At 51.7% G+C, this 21401-nt stretch carries 18 protein-coding genes; 6 read left to right on the forward strand and 12 right to left on the reverse strand.

Going from position 1 to position 21401, the window contains the following annotated elements:
* The first annotated feature begins 116 nt into the window (after window positions 1-116).
* Window positions 117-263 (forward strand): hypothetical protein, encoded by a 147-nt coding sequence (locus BN4609_RS16645; RefSeq protein ID WP_164071695.1) that lies wholly within the window; start codon window positions 117-119, stop codon window positions 261-263.
* Here BN4609_RS16645 and typA read toward each other — a convergent pair.
* The gene (typA, locus tag BN4609_RS13330) at window positions 260-2062 is read right to left on the reverse strand and encodes a translational GTPase TypA (RefSeq protein ID WP_021992704.1); all 1803 of its coding nucleotides are present in this window, start codon (window positions 2060-2062) and stop codon (window positions 260-262) included. The two genes, BN4609_RS16645 and typA, sit on opposite strands and share 4 nt — an antisense overlap.
* 304 nt (window positions 2063-2366) lie before the next feature.
* Here typA and rpsO point away from each other — a divergent pair, with 304 nt between their 5' ends.
* Window positions 2367-2636 (forward strand): 30S ribosomal protein S15, encoded by a 270-nt coding sequence (rpsO, locus tag BN4609_RS13335; RefSeq protein ID WP_021992705.1) that lies wholly within the window; start codon window positions 2367-2369, stop codon window positions 2634-2636.
* Window positions 2637-2885: 249 nt separating this feature from the next.
* Here the strand turns inward: rpsO and folK are convergent, their stop codons facing one another.
* The 6 genes from folK to BN4609_RS13365 form a co-directional block, all read right to left on the reverse strand.
* A complete protein-coding gene (gene folK / locus BN4609_RS13340) occupies window positions 2886-3305 on the reverse strand; it encodes a 2-amino-4-hydroxy-6-hydroxymethyldihydropteridine diphosphokinase (RefSeq protein WP_068857118.1) in 420 nt (139 codons plus the stop codon).
* A gap of 90 nt (window positions 3306-3395) precedes the next feature.
* Window positions 3396-4562: a tRNA preQ1(34) S-adenosylmethionine ribosyltransferase-isomerase QueA gene (gene queA, locus BN4609_RS13345; protein WP_021992707.1), complete on the reverse strand. Its 1167-nt coding sequence runs from the start codon at window positions 4560-4562 to the stop codon at window positions 3396-3398.
* 8 nt (window positions 4563-4570) lie between these two features.
* Complete coding sequence (truB, locus tag BN4609_RS13350; protein WP_021992708.1) at window positions 4571-5278, reverse strand: tRNA pseudouridine(55) synthase TruB; 708 nt, start codon at window positions 5276-5278, stop codon at window positions 4571-4573.
* 9 nt (window positions 5279-5287) lie between these two features.
* The gene (locus tag BN4609_RS13355; RefSeq protein ID WP_021992709.1) at window positions 5288-6127 is read right to left on the reverse strand and encodes an undecaprenyl-diphosphate phosphatase; all 840 of its coding nucleotides are present in this window, start codon (window positions 6125-6127) and stop codon (window positions 5288-5290) included.
* A complete protein-coding gene (locus BN4609_RS13360; protein ID WP_021992710.1) occupies window positions 6124-6369 on the reverse strand; it encodes a DUF3098 domain-containing protein in 246 nt (81 codons plus the stop codon). The genes BN4609_RS13355 and BN4609_RS13360 overlap by 4 nt, the downstream gene beginning before the upstream one ends.
* A gap of 28 nt (window positions 6370-6397) precedes the next feature.
* Window positions 6398-7276 carry a cell division protein FtsX gene (locus BN4609_RS13365; RefSeq protein WP_068857119.1) on the reverse strand — a complete coding sequence of 293 codons (879 nt, stop codon included), beginning with the start codon at window positions 7274-7276 and terminating at the stop codon, window positions 6398-6400.
* Window positions 7277-7415: 139 nt separating this feature from the next.
* On the opposite strand from BN4609_RS13365, the gene BN4609_RS13370 reads away from it, so the two are divergent.
* Complete coding sequence (locus BN4609_RS13370) at window positions 7416-8198, forward strand: radical SAM protein (RefSeq protein ID WP_068857120.1); 783 nt, start codon at window positions 7416-7418, stop codon at window positions 8196-8198.
* Between the two features lie 697 nt (window positions 8199-8895).
* On the opposite strand, the gene lpxA is transcribed toward BN4609_RS13370, so the two are convergent.
* The 5 genes from lpxA to BN4609_RS13395 form a co-directional block, all read right to left on the reverse strand.
* Complete coding sequence (gene lpxA / locus BN4609_RS13375) at window positions 8896-9669, reverse strand: acyl-ACP--UDP-N-acetylglucosamine O-acyltransferase (RefSeq protein ID WP_021992713.1); 774 nt, start codon at window positions 9667-9669, stop codon at window positions 8896-8898.
* A 120-nt stretch (window positions 9670-9789) separates the two neighbouring features.
* A complete protein-coding gene (locus BN4609_RS13380) occupies window positions 9790-11175 on the reverse strand; it encodes an efflux transporter outer membrane subunit (RefSeq protein WP_021992714.1) in 1386 nt (461 codons plus the stop codon).
* Between the two features lie 8 nt (window positions 11176-11183).
* The gene (locus BN4609_RS13385) at window positions 11184-14405 is read right to left on the reverse strand and encodes an efflux RND transporter permease subunit (protein ID WP_068857121.1); all 3222 of its coding nucleotides are present in this window, start codon (window positions 14403-14405) and stop codon (window positions 11184-11186) included.
* 162 nt (window positions 14406-14567) lie between these two features.
* Window positions 14568-15758, reverse strand: coding sequence for an efflux RND transporter periplasmic adaptor subunit (locus tag BN4609_RS13390; protein WP_068857122.1), 1191 nt, complete (start codon window positions 15756-15758; stop codon window positions 14568-14570).
* Window positions 15759-15981: 223 nt separating this feature from the next.
* Window positions 15982-17406, reverse strand: coding sequence for a CCA tRNA nucleotidyltransferase (locus tag BN4609_RS13395; RefSeq protein ID WP_068857123.1), 1425 nt, complete (start codon window positions 17404-17406; stop codon window positions 15982-15984).
* A gap of 847 nt (window positions 17407-18253) precedes the next feature.
* Between BN4609_RS13395 and BN4609_RS13405 the strand changes: the two genes are divergently transcribed.
* The 3 genes from BN4609_RS13405 to BN4609_RS13415 all read left to right on the forward strand — a co-directional run bounded on the left by BN4609_RS13405 (window position 18254) and on the right by BN4609_RS13415 (window position 21384).
* On the forward strand, window positions 18254-18658 hold the full coding sequence (locus BN4609_RS13405; protein WP_068857285.1) for a hypothetical protein: 405 nt from the start codon (window positions 18254-18256) through the stop codon (window positions 18656-18658).
* 108 nt (window positions 18659-18766) lie between these two features.
* Window positions 18767-19318 (forward strand): DUF1599 domain-containing protein, encoded by a 552-nt coding sequence (locus BN4609_RS13410; protein ID WP_068857125.1) that lies wholly within the window; start codon window positions 18767-18769, stop codon window positions 19316-19318.
* Window positions 19315-21384 carry a BT_3928 family protein gene (locus tag BN4609_RS13415; protein ID WP_084791637.1) on the forward strand — a complete coding sequence of 690 codons (2070 nt, stop codon included), beginning with the start codon at window positions 19315-19317 and terminating at the stop codon, window positions 21382-21384. Before BN4609_RS13410 ends, BN4609_RS13415 begins: the two co-directional genes overlap by 4 nt.
* The last annotated feature ends 17 nt before the right edge of the window (window positions 21385-21401 follow it).

Below are 21401 nucleotides of genomic sequence, written 5' to 3' on the forward strand. Positions count from 1 at the left end.
ACAGCACACATATATCAAAAATCTTATACAATATTAATACAATTACCACTTCCAACGCAGTTTCAATGACAATCATATTCATTAAACGGCATGACAAAAACATTCTCCGGATTTGAATGAAAGTGATTTACGGATACAAGGCAAAGGCATCGTATCTGAAAGGAAAGTACGCATTCAAGAGACTATATGAAACAGACGGACCGGGAAAAAAGAAGGCGGCGGACACCATAAAGATATCCGCCGCCTGCATGTTATCGCATTAATCCTTGTTGGCACGCTTGCGTTCGTTGTGGTCGAGAATAGTCTTGCGGATACGGATGCTCTTGGGTGTCACCTCGACAAGTTCGTCACTCTTGATGTATTCAAGACATTCCTCAAGACTCATAAGCACCTTCGGTATGACGCGCGCCTTTTCATCAGAACCGCTCGCACGCACATTCGTGAGCTGCTTTGCCTTCGTCACGTTGATGACAAGGTCGTTGTCATGCACGTGCTCGCCCACCACCTGACCGGCATAGACCTCTTCTCCCGGGTCAATGAAGAACTTTCCGCGGTCCTGTAGTTTGTCTATACTGTATGCATATGCCGTTCCTGTCTCCATAGCTATCATCGAACCGTTGACCCGGCGCACGATATCTCCCTTGTAAGGCTGGTATTCCTTGAAGCGGTGAGACATGATCGCCTCACCCTGACTTGCCGTAAGTACGTTCGTACGGAGACCGATGATACCACGCGAAGGAATGTCGAACTCAATGTTGACACGGTCGCCCTGACTTTCCATTGCGACGACCTCACCCTTCCGACGGCTCACCATGTCGATCATCTTACTTGAGAATTCGTCCGGAACATTTATCGTAAGCTCTTCTATAGGCTCACATTTCACACCGTCGATTTCCTTATATATTACCTGCGGCTGTCCTACCTGAAGCTCGTAACCCTCACGTCGCATGGTCTCGATGAGCACAGAAAGATGTAGCACTCCGCGTCCGCTGACAATCCACTTGTCCGTTGTGTCCTCAAAAGGCTTCACTCTCAGGGCGAGGTTTTTCTCAAGTTCCTTCTGCAAACGGTCGTTCACGTGGCGGCTTGTTACAAATTTGCCCTCACGACCGAAGAAAGGTGAGTCGTTGATGGTGAACAGCATGCTCATCGTGGGCTCGTCTATTGCAATGGGAGGAAGCGGTTCCGGATTCTCCAGATCGCAAATCGTGTCTCCAATTTCGAAGTTTTCGAGACCGATGACAGCACAGATGTCGCCGCTCTCAACATGGTCGGTCTTCTTGTGTCCCATACCTTCGAAAGTATGAAGTTCCTTTATCTTCGTACGCTCCTGCGTCCCGTCACGATGGCATATCGTAACGTTCATGCCGTCAAAGAGTGTTCCCCGATGCACACGACCCACAGCGATGCGTCCTGTGTAGTTGCTGTAATCAAGCGAGGTTATGAGCATCTGTGGCGTACCCTCGATTTGCTTGGGAGCCGGAATAACCTCGACTATCTTGTCAAGCAGATAATCTATATTGTCAGTAGGATGTTTGTAATCCGCCGACATCCATCCGTTTTTGGCTGAGCCGTAAACAATCGGGAAGTCGAGTTGGTACTCGCTGGCATTCAAAGCGAACATAAGATCGAACACCATCTCATATACCGCCTCCGGACGACAGTTCTGTTTGTCTACCTTATTCACCACAACTATAGGCTTCAAACCTATCTGCAAAGCCTTTTGAAGAACGAAACGAGTCTGTGGCATCGGACCTTCGAACGCATCGACAAGCAGAATGCATCCGTCAGCCATATTGAGGACACGCTCCACCTCGCCTCCAAAGTCGGAGTGTCCCGGAGTGTCTATAATGTTGATTTTAACTCCTTTCCAGTTTATGGAAACGTTTTTGGAAAGGATAGTTATACCGCGTTCGCGTTCCAAATCATTCGAGTCGAGTATCTGTCCGCTGTTATCCTGACCCTCACGGAATAGTTTTCCCGCCAGCATCATCTTATCTACAAGCGTTGTCTTGCCGTGATCCACATGGGCAATAATTGCTATGTTCCTGATATCTTGCATAATTTACCTTAAAAAATCGGGTGCAAAGGTAATGATTTTAATCCATACTTCGCATACCATACATATATAAATTTAAGGCGGAAAACGTTTTATCGGACAACAGGAACAGGATTGCAGCGGTGCGGTGGAACGTCCGCCGCCAGACGGAAAAGCCCATCCGGACATGGCGAAAGCATGTGGTTGTGTGCAAAAAAAAGTTAAACAACAGATTAATATGCACCATATGTACACGTTACCGGACAAAAAGCAGTAACTTTGCACCCGCATTTAGCAAAATCATTAATTAACATTAACAAAAAGTTCTATGTACTTAGACAAAGCAAAAAAAGAAGAGATCTTTGGACAGTACGGAAAGTCTAACACTGATACTGGTTCAGCTGAGAGCCAGATAGCATTGTTCTCATACCGTATTTCCCATTTGACGGAGCATCTTAAGATGAACCGTAAAGATTATACTACAGCACGTTCGCTGACAAAACTTGTCGGCAAGCGTCGTGCGCTTCTGAACTATCTGTACGACCGCGATGTGAACCGCTACCGTGCGATAGTAAAGGCTCTCGGTTTGCGTAAGTAATAAGAGAGCGACAAAAATTTTCTTTTCCAAAAACAGTAACGCCCGGAAGAAGCATCAGGTTTCTTCCGGGCGTTCTCTTTTAATGCGTTACATGAAAGGCACCAAACCCAAATCGGGAAGCGGCAAAAAGACATCATAGGGCATGACACGGCACATATCATTTGACGACAGACACACCGTCTGTGTTCACGCAAGAAACATACGGCGACAGTGCATACACATCCGCTCATGCCGAAAAGCGGATGAGAGTCATTCAGTCCTGTCCATTATCTCCATAAGAGGGCGCATCACGAAATCACGCTCACGCATATGCGGATGGGGAACGGTGAGCTCAGGCGTACTGACGCTTATGTCATCGTAAAGCAGGATGTCTATATCGATGAGCCTGTCGGCGTATACTCCTCCTGCCGATTTGGCTTTTCTGCCAAGCCTGCGCTCAATGTCCTGTGTGGCGACAAGCAGCTGATGCGGCGAAAGATTCGTCTCCAAAGCCACACACATATTCAAGAACTTGTTTTCAGACTCAAAGCCCCATGGCTCGGTCTCAATTATTGAAGAGCGTCTCACCACCCTGCCCACAGTCTCGCCAAGCAGTTCCAGAGCCGCAGCAATGCCCGCATGTCTGTCTCCGATGTTTGCTCCGAGAGAAAGATAAACCTTATGCGTCATAATAAAACAATCCGTTCTGAAACATAAACGGGAGCGGGACTTGACGCCCGTTCCCGTTTTTATCCATATGAATGCCTGTCGGAAGGCGGTTCAGTCATTTACAATGAGAAGCGCGTCACCGTAGCATCCGAACATGTATCCGTGCTTCACGGCGAGGCGGTATGCCTCCATCACGATGTCGTATCCGCCGAAAGCAGCTGTCTGCATCAGCAGTGTGGAATACGGATGATAGAAGTTGGCTATCATAGAATCGGCAAGTCCGAAGTCGTAAGGAGGGAAAATGAACTTGTTTGTCCACCCGTCGTACTCCTTGAGGAGTCCGTCCGTGCCGACGGCAGTCTCCGTAGCCTTGACCACGCTCGTGCCAACGGCGCACACATGCCGTCCCTCCGTCTTGGTCTTATTCACAATCCTGCACGCCTCGGCGCCAACGAACATCTGCTCAGAATCCATCTTATGTTTTGTGAGATCCTCAACCTCAATGTCGTGGAAGTTGCCGAGTCCGCAGTGCAATGTTATGTATGCGAAGTTTATGCCCTTAATCTCCATGCGCTTCATCAGCTCGCGCGTGAAGTGAAGTCCTGTCGCCGGAACCGTGACAGCACCCTCGTTCTTGGCGAATACGCACTGGAAGTCGCGGAAGTCATCCTCCGTTCCGTGGTGATTCTCGCGACGGTCGATGATGTATCTGGGCAGCGGAGCCTCTCCGAGAGCGTAAAGCTCGCGCTTGAACTCGTCGTGAGGACAGTCGTAGAGAAACCGCAGCGTACGCCCGCGGCTCGTTGTATTGTCGATAACCTCAGCCACCATAGTACCGCTGTCATCAAAGAACAGCTTGTTGCCTATGCGTATCTTGCGCGCCGGCTCCACCAGAACGTCCCACAGCCTCATCTCCTCGTTGAGCTCGCGCAGCAGGAACACCTCTATCTTGGCATCTGTCTTCTCCTTCGTACCGTACAGGCGCGCAGGGAAAACCTTTGTATCATTGAAGATGAAAGTGTCGTGCTCGTCGAAATAGTCGAGCACGTTGCGGAAGTCGAGATACTCCCCTTCTATCGGCTTTCCGTCCGCATCCTTCCTGAACATGTCGATGGTCTGCGACTTGCGATGGATAACCATCAGCCTGCATTCGTCACTTCGTGTCACACGGAACGTCTCTGTCTTTCCTTCAGAGTTTGTAAACTCGCGCACGGCACTATGAGGATAAAGTGCGATTTGTTCTTCCGGTAATTTGAATTTAAACTGTGATAACTTCATTATTGTTATTATTCGATATTTTCTATTTCCTGATTTTCGAGCCACTCCTCCACCTCGTCGAGGTCCAGACAACGGTCTATTGTAAACTCACCCACACGTGTACGGCACAGCGTGGTGAGATAGGCGCCGCTGCCGAGAGCGCGTCCTATGTCGCGTGCGAGCGCACGTATGTACGTTCCTTTCCCGCAATTGACACGTATGCCCATCCTCATGGTCTCCTCATCAAAGTCAGTCAGCTCAATGGAATCAATATGTATGTTTTTCGGAGTAAGCTCCACGTCCTTGCCCTTCCGCTTCAGCTCGTATGCCCTGTTGCCGTTTATCTTGCACGCGCTATACGACGGAGGCACCTGCTCTATGTCACCGACAAACCGCGCAAGCACGTTCTCTATGCTCTCGCGCGTGATGTGCGATGTCGGGAACGTGGCGTCGACAGGATGCTCCATGTCGTAGCTCGGCGTCGTGGCACCCAGCTGCAGCGTGGCTGTGTATTCCTTTGAATGAGCCTGAAGCTCCTCTATGCGTTTTGTCGCCCTGCCGGTGCACAGTATCAGTACGCCTGTGGCGAGCGGATCGAGAGTCCCCGCATGTCCGGTCTTTACCCTTTTCACTCCCATACGGCGTGAAATAAGATAGCGCACCCTTGCCAGTGCGCCGAAGCTCGACATGCCGTAAGGCTTGTTCACAGCTATGATTTCTCCTTTCTGAAAATTCATGCAGGCAGACTAATCAACCATTTTCAACTCTATGCCGCACAAGGCGCAGGCTATGATTACGATGCCCACAATGATGCGATACCATCCGAATGCGGCAAAGCCGTACTTGGTGACATAATTTATGAAAAACTTTATGGCGAGTATAGCAACCACAAACGCCACCGCCGAACCGAGCAGGAGTGTCTCCAGATTGTTGCCCTGGGTGAGGAGCGAACCGCCTCCGTGGCTTATCAGTTTGTAGGTCTCCAGACATGTGGCGCCTAACATTGTGGGCACCGCAAGGAAGAACGAGAACTCGGCGGCAGCCTTACGTGTGAGCCGCTGCGACATTCCGCCCACGATGGTAGCCATTGAACGCGACACACCGGGTATCATGGAGATGCACTGTATGAGTCCTACGGTGAAGGCACGCCTGTATGTCAGCCGTGTGTCCTCGCTGCCTTTGTTGAATATACGGTCGCAGAACAGCATGAACACTCCGCCGATGATGAGCATCACGGCGACGAGTGTGACGTTCCCGAGGTTTGACTCTATGAAATCGTTGAACGCCAGTCCGAGCACTACGGCAGGCAGGACGCCCACCACCAGACGCGCATAGAAGTCGTACATCGCCCTCCAGTAGGAGACGCCCGAGCGTTCGGCGGTAGGATAAAAGAACTTTTTCCAATAGAGGCATATCACAGACAGGATGGCGCCAAACTGTATTATGACCGTGAAAGCCTTGACAAACGGAGTGCTCTCCACCCCGAGCAGGCTCTGCGCTATTATCATGTGACCTGTGGACGACACGGGGAGAAACTCCGTCAGTCCCTCTACTATGGCTATGATGATTGTCTCTAACGTATTCATTCGGGCAGGTTTGCGTTATCGTCCTTGGGTTTGCGTATGATGCCGTAGATTATAGAGACAAATCCGATGAAGCATACAGCGGGAGCCACCTTTATGCGGCGCGCGCTGAAGAGGTCGTAGGAAAAGACGCTTTCGTCCGATCCGGCACCGCTCATCAGGATGAATCCGATGATGACTATCACCATCCCGACAGCCAGAATAATGAAATTGGTCTTGCCGAGTGCAAAATTTCTTCTGTCCATATAATATAATGTATGTGTTATGAATTGTTCAAATCTTGTAAAGGTCGCCTGCCTTCATCTTCAGGAACTTGTTTACCGACAGTATGGCACAGAACGCCGTGATGACTATACCCGATAAAAACACCGTCCCGGCGGTTATGGCGAGCACGTCCAATGTGAGCACACTGACAATCTCCGGCTCGTAATAATAAAGGGCATAGAAGCATCCTCCGAGCGCAGCGCATGCCAGAATGGACGCCAGAAGTCCGATAAGCACAGCCTGACGCAGGAACGGCCGGCGTATGAATCCCCACGACGCGCCCACAAGCTTCATGGTGTGTATGGAGAAGCGGCGCGCGTATATGCCGAGCTTCACGGTGTTGTTGATGAGCGAGAACGACACCACAGTGAGCAGGACGGCAAGCGCGAGCAGCACAATGCTTATCTTGGCGATGTTGGCATTGACCTTATCCACAAGGTCGCGCTGGTATTTCACCTCTCCCACATTGGGATAGCTCTTCAGCTCGCGCGTAATGTGCATGAGCGAATCGTTGTTCGCATAATCAGCCTTTAGCGTTATCTCGACGGACGAAAGAAACGGATTGATGTCGGTGAACTCGCGCGGATCGGTGCCGAGAGCCTTGATGCCGTCCTTCAGAGCCTGCTCCTTGCTGATGTACTCAAGATGGTTTATGTAGGGCTGTTTCCTCAGACGCGAGCAGAACATCTGCGCCTCGCTCGACGACATGTCGTCCTGAAGCACCATCGTAACGACGATGTTCTGCTTCACGTATGCCGAAAGATTACGGGCTGTAAGAACTGAAAACACCACCAGACCCAACAAAATAAGCACCAGTGCAGTGCTTATGCAAAGAGTGACAGCCTGCAACCCGTGACGGTCGCCAGACCTTTTCTGTTTCTTTCTCATTTCAGGATAGCGTATAATACTCCAAAAATCGCTGCAAAGTAACAAAAAAAAAAGCGCGCACGCAACAGTTTAACTACTATTAACAAAGACAGTGCCAATATTTTATATACCTTTGTCCGACCAATAAAAATAAATGTTTATGGCAACAATAATCTATCCATCACCCATATTCGGACCTGTGCACAGCCGCAGGCTCGGCACATCGCTGGGCATAAACCTGCAACCGGCAGACGGAAAGGTGTGCACTTTCGACTGCATATACTGCGAATGCGGATTCAACGCCGACCGTATTCCCGCTCTCCGCAGACCCTCACGCGAACAGGTGGCGGAGGCTCTCGAGAACAGGCTGAGGCGGATGAAAGAAGACGGGGAACGTCCCGACGTGCTCACATTCGCGGGAAACGGCGAGCCGACAGGGCATCCGCAGTTCGAGGAAATAATAGACGACACAGTGAGGCTGAGAGACCGCTACTTCCCCGACGCCAGAATATCAGTGCTCAGCAACTCCACGTTCATACACCGCGAAGGCGTGAGACGCGCGCTGATGAAGGTGGACAACAACATCCTGAAGCTCGACACCGTTGACCCGGAATACATCGCCATGACCGACAGACCGGCAAGCAGGAGCTACGACGTAAGGAAGATAATAGAGCTGATGAAACTCTTCCACGGACATGTGATAATACAGACGATGTTCATGAAAGGCACCGATGACAACGGAAACGATGTGGACAACACCGGCGACAAGTATGTAGCGCCATGGCTGGACGCCCTGGAGGAAATCGGTCCGGAAGAGGTCATGATATACACGATAGACCGCGAGACGCCCGAACGCGGACTGCTGAAGGCAGGAAAGGAAGAGCTGGATGCCATACGCATGCGGGTGGAGAGGCTCGGAATTGAATGTACGGCGTCGTACTGATGACTGCCGCCATCGCGCATCATGGTGAATAATTATGCAAAAACAGCGTATGAATAATGCAAGGACATTCCCGTCAACCCGCAGGGAATGTCCTTTTTTTGAACGGAAAAGAATCCGGAGCGGAATAAGCCGGTATTCCGGACATAAGGCATAAAGGTCTGACAGTCAGCGTAAAACACCATTCCGGCAGACAGAATATCCTGCCCTGTCTTACAGGAAAGGCTCTTCGGCATGCCCGAAAAGGCTCTTCCGCCAGACGAAAGAGCCCGTTCCGCACAGTCAAACACACTGTTCCGCGCATCAGGAAAGGCAAAATGGAAGAACGGAAAAGCGCTGACGGCGTGCGAACACGTATAATATACATATAAAAGCAGGCGTTTCGCAGGATTCGGATGGTAAAACGACGGCATCAAGAAACTTATCCGTGCTCATCCGGCACTGCCCGGACCGGGTCGCGATTCTGTTTCACTTATTTTATCTGTAAAAATATTTTACCGTCTTGAACGTATAAATATACACTTTCATATGCATATACCGCCATGCGGACACACACAAGACCATCTTTATGAAGTGCGGCGGATGCGTGGCATGACATCAGTCCCACGAAGTATGTTCTTCATGTCCGGGCTGTCAAACAAAACGGTGCGGCGGCTTGTTGCCGTCGCACCGTAGGAGTTATACGTATGACAATACGATGTCAGATCTTGCTGATGATGCCGAGCTTTGTTCCGTTCATGAACTCTATGATATGACGTACCTCTGGACCGTCGGGCACCTGCTGCTTCACCTGAATCACCGCATCGAACACCGATGTCTGTCCGTGGAATATCAGACGGTAGGCGTTTGCTATGTGCGCCTGCACCTTCTGGGTCACATTGTGGTTGGTAAGTATGGTGGCGTTGATGCCTCCGTACTTCACAGGATTGTTGCCTGCGATTATGTATGGCGGCACATCACGGCTCAGGCGGCTTCCGCCCTGTATCATCGAACCGCGTCCCACGCGCACTCCCGCATTGGCGATGACGTTGGACGAGAATATCACGTCGTTCTCTATCTCGCAGTCTCCGGCTATCTTCGTGCCGTATCCGAACACGCAATTGTCCGATATCTTGGTGTCGTGCGACACGTGCACGCCCTCCATAAGGAAGTTATGATTGCCTATGACGGTCTTTCCGTCACTGAAGGTGGCACGGTTTATCACCACGTTCTCGCGTATGCAGTTATAGTCTCCGATAACCAGCACCGAGTCGTCTCCGCGGAAGTTGAAGTCCTGAGGCTCCGCTCCGAGCACCGTGTTCTGGAATATCTTGTTGCCACGTCCTATGCGTGTGCCCTTCATCACACTGACGTACGGATAGATAACGCAGTCGTCTCCAATCTCGACGTCGTCCTCTATGTAGGCGAAAGGATAAATGGTGACGTTCTTGCCTATTCTCGCCTTGGGGTTTATTTCTGCTTTTGGACTGATCATATTCTGTTTGTTTTTGTTTTCATATAAAACTTATGAACATTCTGACAGACCCGTGAGGCTCTCTGATACAGCCTGTATGGATTGATTGTACGGAAAACCTCCGGTCTGTCTTATGCATGTTTAGTCACGTCCTCCGCCCAAAGCATAGTAGAGGTTGACCACAGCCTGCATCTTGTAGAAATCGTCCTGAACCTTCGCAAGCTCCGCATTGAGGAGCGACTGCTGTGCGGTTATCACCTCGAGATAGGTGCTTCCGGCACTCTGGAACAAGTCTTTAGTGTATTCAACGTTTTTCCTCAGGCTCTCCACCTGTTTCGCCTCGAGCTTGCTCTTCTCGTCCGACGAGTTGTAGAGCACAAGCGCGTTGCTCACCTCAGAGCCAGCCGAGAGCACTGCGTTCTGCCATGTGTTGTAAGCCTGTTCCTGTTCTGCCTTCGCCACTTTGAGTCCTGCGACGAGCTGTCCGTTCTGGAATATGGGCTGCACGAGGCTTCCCACCGCGCTGAGGAGCCATTTGCCTGGATTCACTATGCCCGCTCCGGCACTGTTGGTGAACGCTCCCGAGCCGCTGATGGTTATGTTGGGATAGAACTTGGAGCGTGCCGCCTGCGTGTTGTAGAAGCACTGTGCGAGGGTCATCTCGGCATAGTGCACGTCAGGACGGTTGTTGAGCATCTGCAGACTTACTCCGGTGCTGAACTCCACAGGCAGGTTCTGGTCGTCTATCTTGCCGCGCTCTATGTACTGGGCGCGCTGTCCGAGCAGCAGCGACAGCGAGTTTTCGGTCTCGCGTATCTGGCGTTTCAGGTCGGCAGCCTGTGCGAGCACCGAGTAGTAGTTTGCCTCCGCGCTCTGCACGCTTGTCTCCTTGCCACCCTTGAAGTCCTTCTGCAGCTTCATCATGTCCCATGTCTCCTTTGTCAGACCCACCATGTTGTTGACTATCTCAAGCTGCTTGTCGAGCATGAGCAGTGTGTAGTAGGCGTTAGCCACGTTGGCTATAAGGTTGGTCTTCACCACGAGCTGGTAGTCCTTAGTGGCGAGAAGAGCCATCTGCGCGCTGCGTTTCTGGTTCAGCAGATTGCCGAAGAGGTCTATGCTCCAGCTGGCGTTGACGGGCAGCGAATAGGTTTTCGTCGCCTTGTTGCCGTCCCATGAGGAGATGGTTCCCTGCGGTGAGAACGTGAACGAAGGCACGAACGCCAGTTTGGCAGCCATGAGCTGTGCCTCCACCATCTTGACGTTGAGTGCTGCGTTGAGCAGGTCGGTGTTGTTCTCCAGTCCCTTCTCTATGAGCGACTGCAACGCCGGGTCTGTGAACACGCTCTTCCATGGCAGGTTGCCGAAGCTTGTCGTGTCTGTCACGGCAAGTGTGTCGGTGTTGGATGTGACGTCGCGCACGATGCCGGCAGCGTCGACCTCCGGTCTCTCATACTTGCCGTAGATTCCGCAGCCGCTCAATAATGCGGCTGCAGAAACCATTATTATGATATTGAAACTTTTCATCTCTATATTCATTTTTCTTGTTTTTCTATCGGACGAGTGTACTGCAGCAGCTCCGTATCGACCGCAACGTTGTCGTCATCGAACTCAAGCGGCTTGATCTTCTCCTGCAAGTACTGGAACACATAGAACAGTGCCGGTACGGCAAGAAGCTGGCATATCATACCTATAAGCATACCGCCGATAGCTGCGGCGCCAAGAGTCATGTTACCGTTATAGCCCACTCCCATAGGTCTGAGCAACGGCATAAGACCGATAATCATAGCCAACGATGTCATGAGGATAGGACGCAGACGTGCCTGCGCGCCCAATACCGACGACCAGGAAAGTGCCATACCCGTCCTGCGGCGTTCGAGGGCGAACTGCACGATAAGGATGGCGTTCTTGGCAAGAAGTCCGATAAGCATGATGAGCGCAATCTGCATGTAGATGTCGTTCTGCTTTCCGAACATGTTGGTGAAGAGGAACGCTCCGGCGACACCGAACGGAATGGACAATATTACAGACAGAGGCACAAGATAGCTTTCGTACTGCGCGCTCAGAATAAGATAGACGAACGTCAGACAGAGTGCGAAGATAATCATTGTGGAACTGCTCGACTCCTGCTCCGAACGAGTAAGACCGGAGAACTCGTAGCCGAAACCTGTCGGCAGGGTGTTGCTTGCAACCTCCTCAACGGCGCGTATGGCGTCACCCGACGAATAGCCTTCGGCAGCGGTGGCGTTCACGTCAATAGAGGTGAAAAGGTTGAAACGGGCTATCTCCTGCGGACCGTAGACTCTCTTCATCGATACGAACTCATTGATGGGAGCCATTCCGCTGGCTGTGCGCACATAGATATTGTTCATGCTCTTCAGGTCCTCACGCATCTTCGGGTCTGCCTGTATCATTACACGGTAGAGCTTACCGAAAGAGTTGAAGTTCGACGCATACAGACCGCCATAGTATCCCTGCATGGCTGTGAGAACCGTTCCCGGGTCGATGCCGCTCTGCTTGCACTTCGCCACATTGACGTCTATCATGTACTGCGGATACTCCGAGTTGTAGGAAGTCATGGCTGTCGCTATCTCCGGACGTTTGTTAAGCTCGGCAAGGAAGTTCTGTGTTATCTTGAAGAAGTTGTTCACATCGCCTCCCGTACGGTCGAGCATGGAGAACGTCAGACCGTTGGTGGCTGAGAATCCCTGCACCATAGGCGGCTGGAAAGCAAGTATCTGCGCGCCCTTTATGGCTGCCGTCTGCTTGTATATCATGCCCAGCACCATCTTCGAACCCATCGTGTGAATGTCCATGAACTTAGCCAGTCCTTCTTCCTTATCGCGCTCTTCGAACGATTTGAGCTTTATGACGAACGTTCCCTGGTTGGTTCCCTGACCTGAGATGAAGTTGTAACCGGTGATGCGCAGACGCTTGTCTATCGCGGGATTGGTGGCAAGCATGGAGTCAACCTGGTCCATCACGAGGTTTGTCTTAGTAAGAGACGTGCCCGGAGGAGTTGATACCGTACAGAACACAGTACCCGTATCCTCGTCAGGAACAAGTCCGGTCTTGGTGGTCATTGCCGTGAACGCCATTGCGGCTACACCGACAATGACAGCCACGATGGCTATGACAGGCTTCTCGACAATCTTGCGCACACACTTGGTGTACTTGTCCTGAACCTTTCCGTAAGCCCCGTTGAACGCGGCGTTGAAGCGGTCGAGCCATGACATCTTGCGCACCGTGCCGTCCTCATTCTTCGGTTTCAGAAGCACCGCACAAAGTGCCGGTGAGAGCGTAAGGGCGTTGACGGCGGATATGATGATTGAGATTGCCATGGTGATACCGAACTCCTTATAGAACGTACCTGACGTTCCGCCTATGAACGACACCGGAATGAACACGGCTGACATCACAAGCGTGATGGAGATAATGGCTCCGGAGATTTCGCTCATGGCGTCTATCGACGCGAGACGGGCAGACTTGTAGCCGAGGTCAAGCTTGGCATGGACCGCCTCCACCACCACTATCGCGTCGTCGACGACTATCGCAATGGCAAGCACAAGAGCGGAAAGCGTAAGCAGGTTGAGCGAGAAGCCGAACACATAGAGGAAGAAGAACGTACCAACCAACGACACCGGAACCGCTATAAGCGGGATGAGCGTCGAGCGGAAGTCCTGCAAGAAGAAGTAAACAACGACGAAAACGAGTACGAAAGCCTCGAAAAGCGTATGGATAAGGTTATCCATTGAGGCATAGAGGAACTCCGTAACGTCCTGCATGTATTCTATCTCCACACCTGGAGGAAGCATCGTTTTCTGGTCTGCGATGACATCCTTGATGTCGCTCACAATCTGTGTGGCGTTGGAGCCTGCGGTCTGTGTGACCATCATCATCACCGCCGGACGACCGTTCACCTTGGAAGTCACACTGTAAAAGAGACCTCCCAACTCTACGCGGGCGACGTCCTTCACACGCACTGTGTTTCCGTTCGCGTCGCTTGAGATAATCATGTTCTCAAACTCGGTAGGTGTCTGAAGACGTCCCTTGTAACGTATGGTGTACTCATACTGGTTGTCGCTCTGTTCTCCGAACTTACCCGGAGCAGCCTCGATGTTCTGTTCAGCAAGCACTGCGGATATGTCTGACGGCATAAGACCGTAGTTCTTCATCTTCGCCGGGTCAAGCCATATACGCATTGAATAGGTCTTGGCACCCATCACCTCACAGTCTCCCACACCGCTCACACGCTTTACAGCCGGAATGATGTTGATGTCGGCGTAGTTCTGAAGGAACTTCTCGTCATATCGCTCCGGGTCTCCCATGATAGCCATAAGGAGCACCGTAGACGTCTGACGTTTCTGCACTGTCACACCGGCACGTGTCACTTCCGCCGGAAGGAGGGCTGAAGCCTGCGACACGCGGTTCTGTACGTTCACCTGACACATGTCGGCATTCATTCCCTGATTGAAGAAAACGGTGATTCGCGCAGAACCTTCGTTTGTGGCGGTAGAGGTCATATAGGTCATGCCCTCCACACCGTTGATCTGCTCCTCAAGCGGCACGATGACCGAGTTGAGCACAGTCTGGGCGTTTGCTCCCTGATAGTTGGCGCTCACGCTTACCGTAGGCGGCGCAACGTCAGGGTATTGTTCCATAGGCAACGACACCAGACCTATAAGTCCCAGTATGACGGTCAGGATGGAGATGACCGTCGAGAGCACCGGGCGTTTTATAAAGTTGTCTAATCTCATATTCTCTTTTGTTTATACTTTTCAGAAGTCCGGAATGCGCAGCCGCGCATCGGAGTACAGGCGCATGACCTTCGCACATCCGCAGTCCGCGCATTCCGCGCGGTCACAGGCATGCGTGTGACACTCCCTCTCCGACGGGACGGCACTGCCGTTCCCGACTTGTTATTTCGACATATCCTCCTTAAACTTCTTCAAGTCGTTCTGGTGAGAACCCATCTCACTGGTCTTCTTCAGCTTCTCCTTATACTGGTCCTCGGTTATCGGAGTGATCTGCATACCGTCCTTCAGTGTCGTTATGCCACTGATAACTACGCGGTCGCCAGCCTTGAGTCCCGACTCTATGATATAGGTCTTGCCGTCGTTGTCCGGATTAATGGTTACGGGGCTGTATGAAACCTTGTTGTCCTTGCCCACGATATATACGAAATATCTGTCCTGCACCTGTGCCACAGCATCCTGCGGGAGCACTATCACAGACTGGCTCACATGAGGCACGATGATGTTTCCGGACCCGCCGCTCTTGAGAATGTTCTCAGGGTTGGGGAAATCGGCACGCATCGACACCGAGCCGGTAGCCTGATCGATCACTCCGCTCACCGCAGCCACCTTGCCGTCGTGCTCATATATGGTGCCGTCGGCAAGCTTCAGCTTCACTGCCGGATACTCGCTTATGGCGGCATGCATGCCTCCCTTGGTCTTCGACATGTCGAGCATGTCCTTCTCTGTCATTGAGAAATACACCTGCATTGTGCTTATGTTCGACACCGTTGTAAGCGGTTCAACGCTCGAAGAGCTTACAAGTGCGCCCACACGATAGGGCAGTTCGCCCACCACTCCGTTGGAAGGGCTCTTCACATAGCAGAAGTCCAGGTTCTGCTTGGCGGACACATAGTTGGCTTTTGCCTGCGCAAGTGCAGCCTCGGCATTCTCGTATGCGTTCTTCGAAGACTGCAACTCATATGTTCCTATTACATGGTTGTCGAACAGTTTCTGATTGTTCTCGTAAGTGAGTTTGGCTGTATTGAGCTGTGACTGTGCAGAGTTCACAGCCGCCTTTGTCTGTCTCACCGCCGCCTGATAGGTCACGTTGTCAATCTCGAAGAGCAATTGTCCCTTCTTGACGCTCTGACCTTCCTTGACACAAAGTTTCGTTATGAAGCCTGATATCTTCGGACGTATCTCCACATCCTGCACGCCACGTATGGTGGCAGGGTAAGAAGTCTCAAGCTCAGCGCTCTGGGTCTCGATGGTTCTAACGGCAAACTCGTTGTCGCCCATTTTCCCCTGCTGGCCTCCGCAAGACGCTAACATTGCGGTGGCAGCTGCAAACAATAAAATCTTACTTTTTCTCATACCTTATATAAAAAACATTGTTTCACTATTGTAGTTATAAGACCGTATGACGGAAACATATGGACATGACATTGCGTTATCCTATACATCACGTTAACACGGGTCACAAAACTTTAGTACCCTATACGAGTTTTGCGTCCGCAAAGTTAATCACAATAATTAATATAATTATATCCGCGCTTCCAAATTTAACAACTATTATTCCGCACTTAACAACTTTTGTCTACAAAAGCCCCATGCTTCCGGCTTTTTCCATAAGAAGTCTCATCAACGGCTCGCGCTCGTTGGGCACCCGGTTGTCGAGCACGGCGTCCTTGAGAGTCTGTTTGAGTATTCCCACCTGAGGACTCGGGCGCAGGCTGAACATCTCCATTATCTCGTTGCCGTCTATGCACGGCTGGAGCAGACGCTTGTAGTCGCGCTCCTTCAGGTCGGCAATCTTTTCGCGGACAATGCGGAAATTGTCGAGGAAACGCTGTTTGCGCACGCTGTTGCGGCTCGTTATGTCAGCCTCGCAGAGGGTCATCAGGTCGTCTATGTCGTCGCCTGCATCGTTCAGAAGACGTCGCACGGCACTGTCGGTCACCACGTCGTCGGCAATGACTATGGGGCGCATGTGAAGGTCGACAAGCTTCTGCACATACTTCATCTTGCCGTCCATCGGAAGCTTCAGGCGTCTGAAGATCTGCGGCACCATCTTCGCGCCTACGAAGTTGTGGTTGTGGAAGGTCCATCCGACGGCGTTGTCCCACCGCTTTGTGCGCGGTTTGCCCACATCGTGGAGCAGCGCAGCCCATCTGAGCCACAGTCCGGCACCGCGCCGGCTGATGTTGTCCACCACCTCGAGCGTATGGTAGAAGTTGTTCTTGTGAGCCTTGCCGCAGCGTGTCTCCACAGCGTCGAGAGCCACAATCTCGGGCAGCAGCCGCGACATGAGCGTGCTCCGGTGGAGCTCCATAAGCCCTCTGCTGGGGCTGTCGGTCATCATTATCTTGTTAAGCTCGTCGGCTATGCGCTCCCCGCTCACAATCGACATGCGCCCGGCATTGCGCGTCAGTGCCTCGAAGGTTTCCTCGTCGATAAGGAACTTGAGCTGGGCAGAGAACCTGACACAGCGCAGCATGCGCAGCGGATCGTCCGAGAAGGTGATGTCGGGGTCTAAAGGCGTGCGCAGGATGCCGTCCTCCAGATCGGCAAGACCGTCGAAAGGGTCAACCAGCTCACCGAACCTTCCCTCGTTCAGGCATATCGCCATGGCGTTGACAGTGAAGTCGCGGCGGTTCTGGTCGTCCTCCAGAGTGCCGTCCTCCACCACAGGTTTGCGCGAGTCGTGGCTGTAGCTCTCCCTCCGCGCGCCCACAAACTCCACCTCGATGTCCTTGTATTTCACCTGAGCCGTGCCGAAATTGCGGAACACGGATATGTGAGCCTTGCGTCCGAGCCGCTTCTTCAGCGCGTCAGCCACCTGTATGCCGCTGCCTACGACCACCACGTCGATGTCGTTGGACGGACGTTCGAGGAATATGTCGCGCACATATCCGCCCACCACATAGCATTCCATGCCCAGCCCGTCGGCGGCGTTTCCTATTTCGTGAAAAATGTCCTTGTCAAGTATCTGTGCAAGTTCGTCATCGGTATATATCCTCATTTCAATCTTTCTATTTTACTGTCTGTTATGAAAAAATAAAAATAATAACAACCCGCAAAGATAGTTTAAAATTTTCACATTGCGAAGCGTTGCGCGACAAACTTGCCGTCACAAGCACCGGCAGAACAGCCCCACTGCCCTGGAACACGCTTCTGAACATGGCGGAAAGACCGTCTGCGATATGCGAGACAGAGCAAGCATAAAATCACGATTCTTAAAATTGCGGGCTCAATAAGCGCGTTTTGTCATACGGAAGAGGCTCCGCACCGGAAAAACGCGGTTTTTGACATACATCCATAACATATTGTCTGACATACGGTTGTGCCTTTCCTTCATTTTCACACTGCCTCCTCCGCCACGCAGGAAAGCCTCTTCGGCGACTCAGGAAAGCCCGTTCCGCACTGCCGGAAAGGCTGTTCCGCGCACCGGAAGAGGCTCTTTCATGACGGAAAACGCACTTCAGCGGCTAAGAAGGAAGCCGACAATGCATGAAAAGACATGAAAAACCGACTTTAAGGACAGTCTTTTCCATGTCATCGTATACAGGACACGCTGACGCAACGAAGGTAAGACAGGAAGCCATTTAACTTAAAACTGTTAACAATCAGTCCTCCGTCATGACCGCCAGACTTGCCTGACTGGGCATCCTCCAAGGCTTCCGTCCCCCGTCTCCGTACCGGCACAGTGCGTCTGTCCGCTCCTCCCGCACAAGGCATGAAGCCGTGGCGATGGAATAAAAAAAATAAAAAAAACATCGAAAAAGAGCGGCAAAATATAAAGATTATAAAATCTTGACCCCTCAGACAGCGCATTAACGGATTATTTTATACATTTGCGCCCTGAACTCATGAAGTATCTTCTCACCATAATGCTGATAGTGACGCTCGCCGGATGCAACGAATCCGAGGAGCAGAAAGCCGAGCGCATGCTCGCAAGGATAGACTCGCTGTATGAAGAGGGACACTATAAGGAAGTGCTTGACTCCATAGTGTCGCTGCGCTCAGCCTACCCCTCGGCTGTCGAGACACGCAAGAAAGCGCTGAAGGTATGGCAGAACGCCTCGCTGAAGCTGGCACAGGACGACATAGCCCGCACAGACGTGCTGCTGCAGGAGACACTGCGCAAGATAGAAGCCGAGACCGACCTGCGCAAGGCAAACCTGCTGCGTGTGAGGCGCGACTCGCTTCAGGCGCGCTACGAAGCGATGTGCGGAGTGGTGAAAATGATACACATGCGCCAGAAAGAACTTTGAGAAACGCCCGCAAGGCAGCCGCGCACGCCATGCATGATGCCTTGCAATGTTTTCATTACCGCAAATATTTGTATCGTCAGAATAAAATGATTATATTTGTAGCCGGTTATGAACACAACGAAAACTGAGCAACAATTCAAGGACGTCATGCAGGAATGCCACAGCCTTTTTGCCGGTAAGCTGCACGACTACGGTGCTTCGTGGCGGATGCTTCGCCCATCCTCGCTCACCGACCAGCTATATATAAAAGCAAAACGGATACGCTCGCTTGAGATAAAGAAGACATCGCTCGTGGGCGAAGGCATAAGACCGGAATTCATCGCACTCATAAATTACGGCATAATAGGGCTGATACAGCTCGAACAGGGGTTTGCCGACCACACGGACATGAGCCCGGAGGAGGCTCTCGCACTGTATGAGCGGCACGCCGGAGAATCGCTCAAGCTCATGCTGAAGAAAAACCACGACTACGACGAGGCGTGGCGGTCGATGCGCGTGAGCAGCTATACCGACTTCATTCTGACAAAGATACAACGCGTGAAGGAGATAGAGGACCTCAACGGACAGACACTCGTCTCGGAAGGAATCGCCTCGAACTACATGGACATAATAAACTATGCGGTGTTCGGGGCGATAAAACTGGCTGAAGAAAAAGAATGAGATATGCGGCTTACATACTGACAAACGTGTGCCGGCTGTTGCTGTCGGCTACATTCATCCTGTCCGGATATGTGAAAGCTATAGACCCTCTGGGCACACAATATAAGATAAAAGACTATCTGGAAGCCCTCTCGCTGTACGGTGTTTTCCCCGACTGGACAACACTGGCGGCATCGGTCACGCTCTCCGCAGCCGAATTCTCACTCGGCATACTGCTGCTGTTCGCCATACAGCGCCGCGTCATCTCAAGGACAATACTCGCCCTGATGGTCATAATGACAGTCATAACAGTGTGGATATTCTTCTACGACCCGGTGCAGGACTGCGGCTGCTTCGGCGACGCGCTTAAGCTCACCAACGGACAGACTCTGGCGAAGAACATTGTCCTCACAATATGCGCTGCCACAGTGGCGGCACGTCCCATGAAGATGCCGAGACTCATATCGAAGACCAATCAGTGGATTGTGATAAACTACACCGTCATCTTCATCTTCGCCACAAGCCTGCTGAGCCTCTACACCCTGCCATATTTCGACTTCCGGCCATACCACGTCGGAGCCGACATAAGAAAAGGAATGGAGATTCCGGAGGGCGCGCCGCAACCGGAATTCGAGACTACATTCATACTGAAAAAGAACGGGGTGACCAAAGAATTCACCCTCGACAACTACCCGGACTCCACATGGGAGTTTGTCGACAGCAAGACGGTACAGACCAAAAAAGGGTATGTGCCGCCGATACACGACTTCTCCATAACGCTCAACAAAACCGGAGAGGACATCACCCGGCAGGTGCTCGACAGCAAAGGATACACGTTCCTGCTCATATCTCCGCTCCTCGAACACGCCGACGACAGCAACTTCGGCAACATAGACCGAATATACGAATACGCGCAGGACTATGACATACCGTTCTACTGCCTCACGGCAAGCGGAGAGAAAGCCATAAGACGGTGGCAGGACATCACCGGGGCGGAGTATCCTTTCTGCACTACGGACGAGACAACACTGAAGACCGTCATAAGGAGCAACCCCGGACTGATGCTCGTAAAGGACGGTGTGGTGATAAGGAAATGGAGCCACAACATGTTGCCCGACACCGAGACGCTGGACCGTCCGCTCGACAAGCTCGAGATAGGACAGGCTAACCAGACCTCGACAATGACTAAGATAATGAGGATAATGCTGTGGTTCGTATTCCCGCTGGCTCTCCTCACACTCGCGGACAGAACATGGGCGTGGACCAAATGGATAAAGCAGAAACGCAACAAGAATAAGTTATACAAACTCTTTAAACACAAAAAAATGAGAAAGAAAATTGTAGCAGGCAACTGGAAAATGAACATGAACCTGCAAGAAGGTGTAGCTCTGGCAAAAGAGCTCAACGAAACACTCAACGCTGAAAAGCCGAACTGCGGCGTGATTATATGCACTCCGTTCATACATCTCGCCTCTGTGGCACAGATACTCAACCAGGACGTCATCGCTCTTGGAGCAGAAAACTGCGCCGACAAGGAGAAAGGCGCATACACGGGAGAGGTGTCTGCCGAAATGGTAAAGAGCACCGGAGCACAGTATGTCATCCTCGGACACTCTGAAAGACGCCAGTACTACAACGAGACTCCGGAGATTCTGAAGGAGAAAGTGCTTCTCGCGCTGAAGAACGGACTCAAAGTCATCTTCTGCATCGGTGAGACTCTCGAAGAGCGCGAGGCTGAGAAGCAGAACGAAGTTGTGAAGGCTGAGCTCGAGGGCAGCGTGTTCAACCTCAGCGCAGAGGAGTTCAAGAACATCGTGATAGCTTATGAGCCGATATGGGCTATCGGTACAGGCAAGACCGCAACGGCTGAGCAGGCTGAGGAGATACACGCATACATACGCAGCATCGTGGCTGAGAAGTACGGCAAGGAGACCGCTGAGGACACCACAATACTCTACGGCGGAAGCTGCAAGGCAAGCAACGCTCCCGAGCTGTTTGCAAAACCGGACATCGACGGCGGACTCATCGGAGGAGCATCACTTAAGGCTGCCGACTTCAAGGGCATCATCGACGCCTGGAAAAAATAATCAGGAACAACATCAGA

The organism is Leyella lascolaii, assembly GCF_900079775.1.
GTDB lineage: Bacteria > Bacteroidota > Bacteroidia > Bacteroidales > Bacteroidaceae > Prevotella > Prevotella lascolaii.

What these genes read in the sequence shown, in the direction of transcription:
- BN4609_RS16645 (WP_164071695.1), top strand. Translation starts at nt 117, where the DNA reads ATGAAAGTGATTTACGGATACAAGGCAAAGGCATCGTATCTGAAAGGA.
- typA (WP_021992704.1), bottom strand. Translation starts at nt 2,062, where the DNA reads ATGCAAGATATCAGGAACATAGCAATTATTGCCCATGTGGATCACGGC.
- rpsO (WP_021992705.1), top strand. Translation starts at nt 2,367, where the DNA reads ATGTACTTAGACAAAGCAAAAAAAGAAGAGATCTTTGGACAGTACGGA.
- folK (WP_068857118.1), bottom strand. Translation starts at nt 3,305, where the DNA reads ATGACGCATAAGGTTTATCTTTCTCTCGGAGCAAACATCGGAGACAGA.
- queA (WP_021992707.1), bottom strand. Translation starts at nt 4,562, where the DNA reads ATGAAGTTATCACAGTTTAAATTCAAATTACCGGAAGAACAAATCGCA.
- truB (WP_021992708.1), bottom strand. Translation starts at nt 5,278, where the DNA reads ATGAATTTTCAGAAAGGAGAAATCATAGCTGTGAACAAGCCTTACGGC.
- BN4609_RS13355 (WP_021992709.1), bottom strand. Translation starts at nt 6,127, where the DNA reads ATGAATACGTTAGAGACAATCATCATAGCCATAGTAGAGGGACTGACG.
- BN4609_RS13360 (WP_021992710.1), bottom strand. Translation starts at nt 6,369, where the DNA reads ATGGACAGAAGAAATTTTGCACTCGGCAAGACCAATTTCATTATTCTG.
- BN4609_RS13365 (WP_068857119.1), bottom strand. Translation starts at nt 7,276, where the DNA reads ATGAGAAAGAAACAGAAAAGGTCTGGCGACCGTCACGGGTTGCAGGCT.
- BN4609_RS13370 (WP_068857120.1), top strand. Translation starts at nt 7,416, where the DNA reads ATGGCAACAATAATCTATCCATCACCCATATTCGGACCTGTGCACAGC.
- lpxA (WP_021992713.1), bottom strand. Translation starts at nt 9,669, where the DNA reads ATGATCAGTCCAAAAGCAGAAATAAACCCCAAGGCGAGAATAGGCAAG.
- BN4609_RS13380 (WP_021992714.1), bottom strand. Translation starts at nt 11,175, where the DNA reads ATGAAAAGTTTCAATATCATAATAATGGTTTCTGCAGCCGCATTATTG.
- BN4609_RS13385 (WP_068857121.1), bottom strand. Translation starts at nt 14,405, where the DNA reads ATGAGATTAGACAACTTTATAAAACGCCCGGTGCTCTCGACGGTCATC.
- BN4609_RS13390 (WP_068857122.1), bottom strand. Translation starts at nt 15,758, where the DNA reads ATGAGAAAAAGTAAGATTTTATTGTTTGCAGCTGCCACCGCAATGTTA.
- BN4609_RS13395 (WP_068857123.1), bottom strand. Translation starts at nt 17,406, where the DNA reads ATGAGGATATATACCGATGACGAACTTGCACAGATACTTGACAAGGAC.
- BN4609_RS13405 (WP_068857285.1), top strand. Translation starts at nt 18,254, where the DNA reads ATGAAGTATCTTCTCACCATAATGCTGATAGTGACGCTCGCCGGATGC.
- BN4609_RS13410 (WP_068857125.1), top strand. Translation starts at nt 18,767, where the DNA reads ATGAACACAACGAAAACTGAGCAACAATTCAAGGACGTCATGCAGGAA.
- BN4609_RS13415 (WP_084791637.1), top strand. Translation starts at nt 19,315, where the DNA reads ATGAGATATGCGGCTTACATACTGACAAACGTGTGCCGGCTGTTGCTG.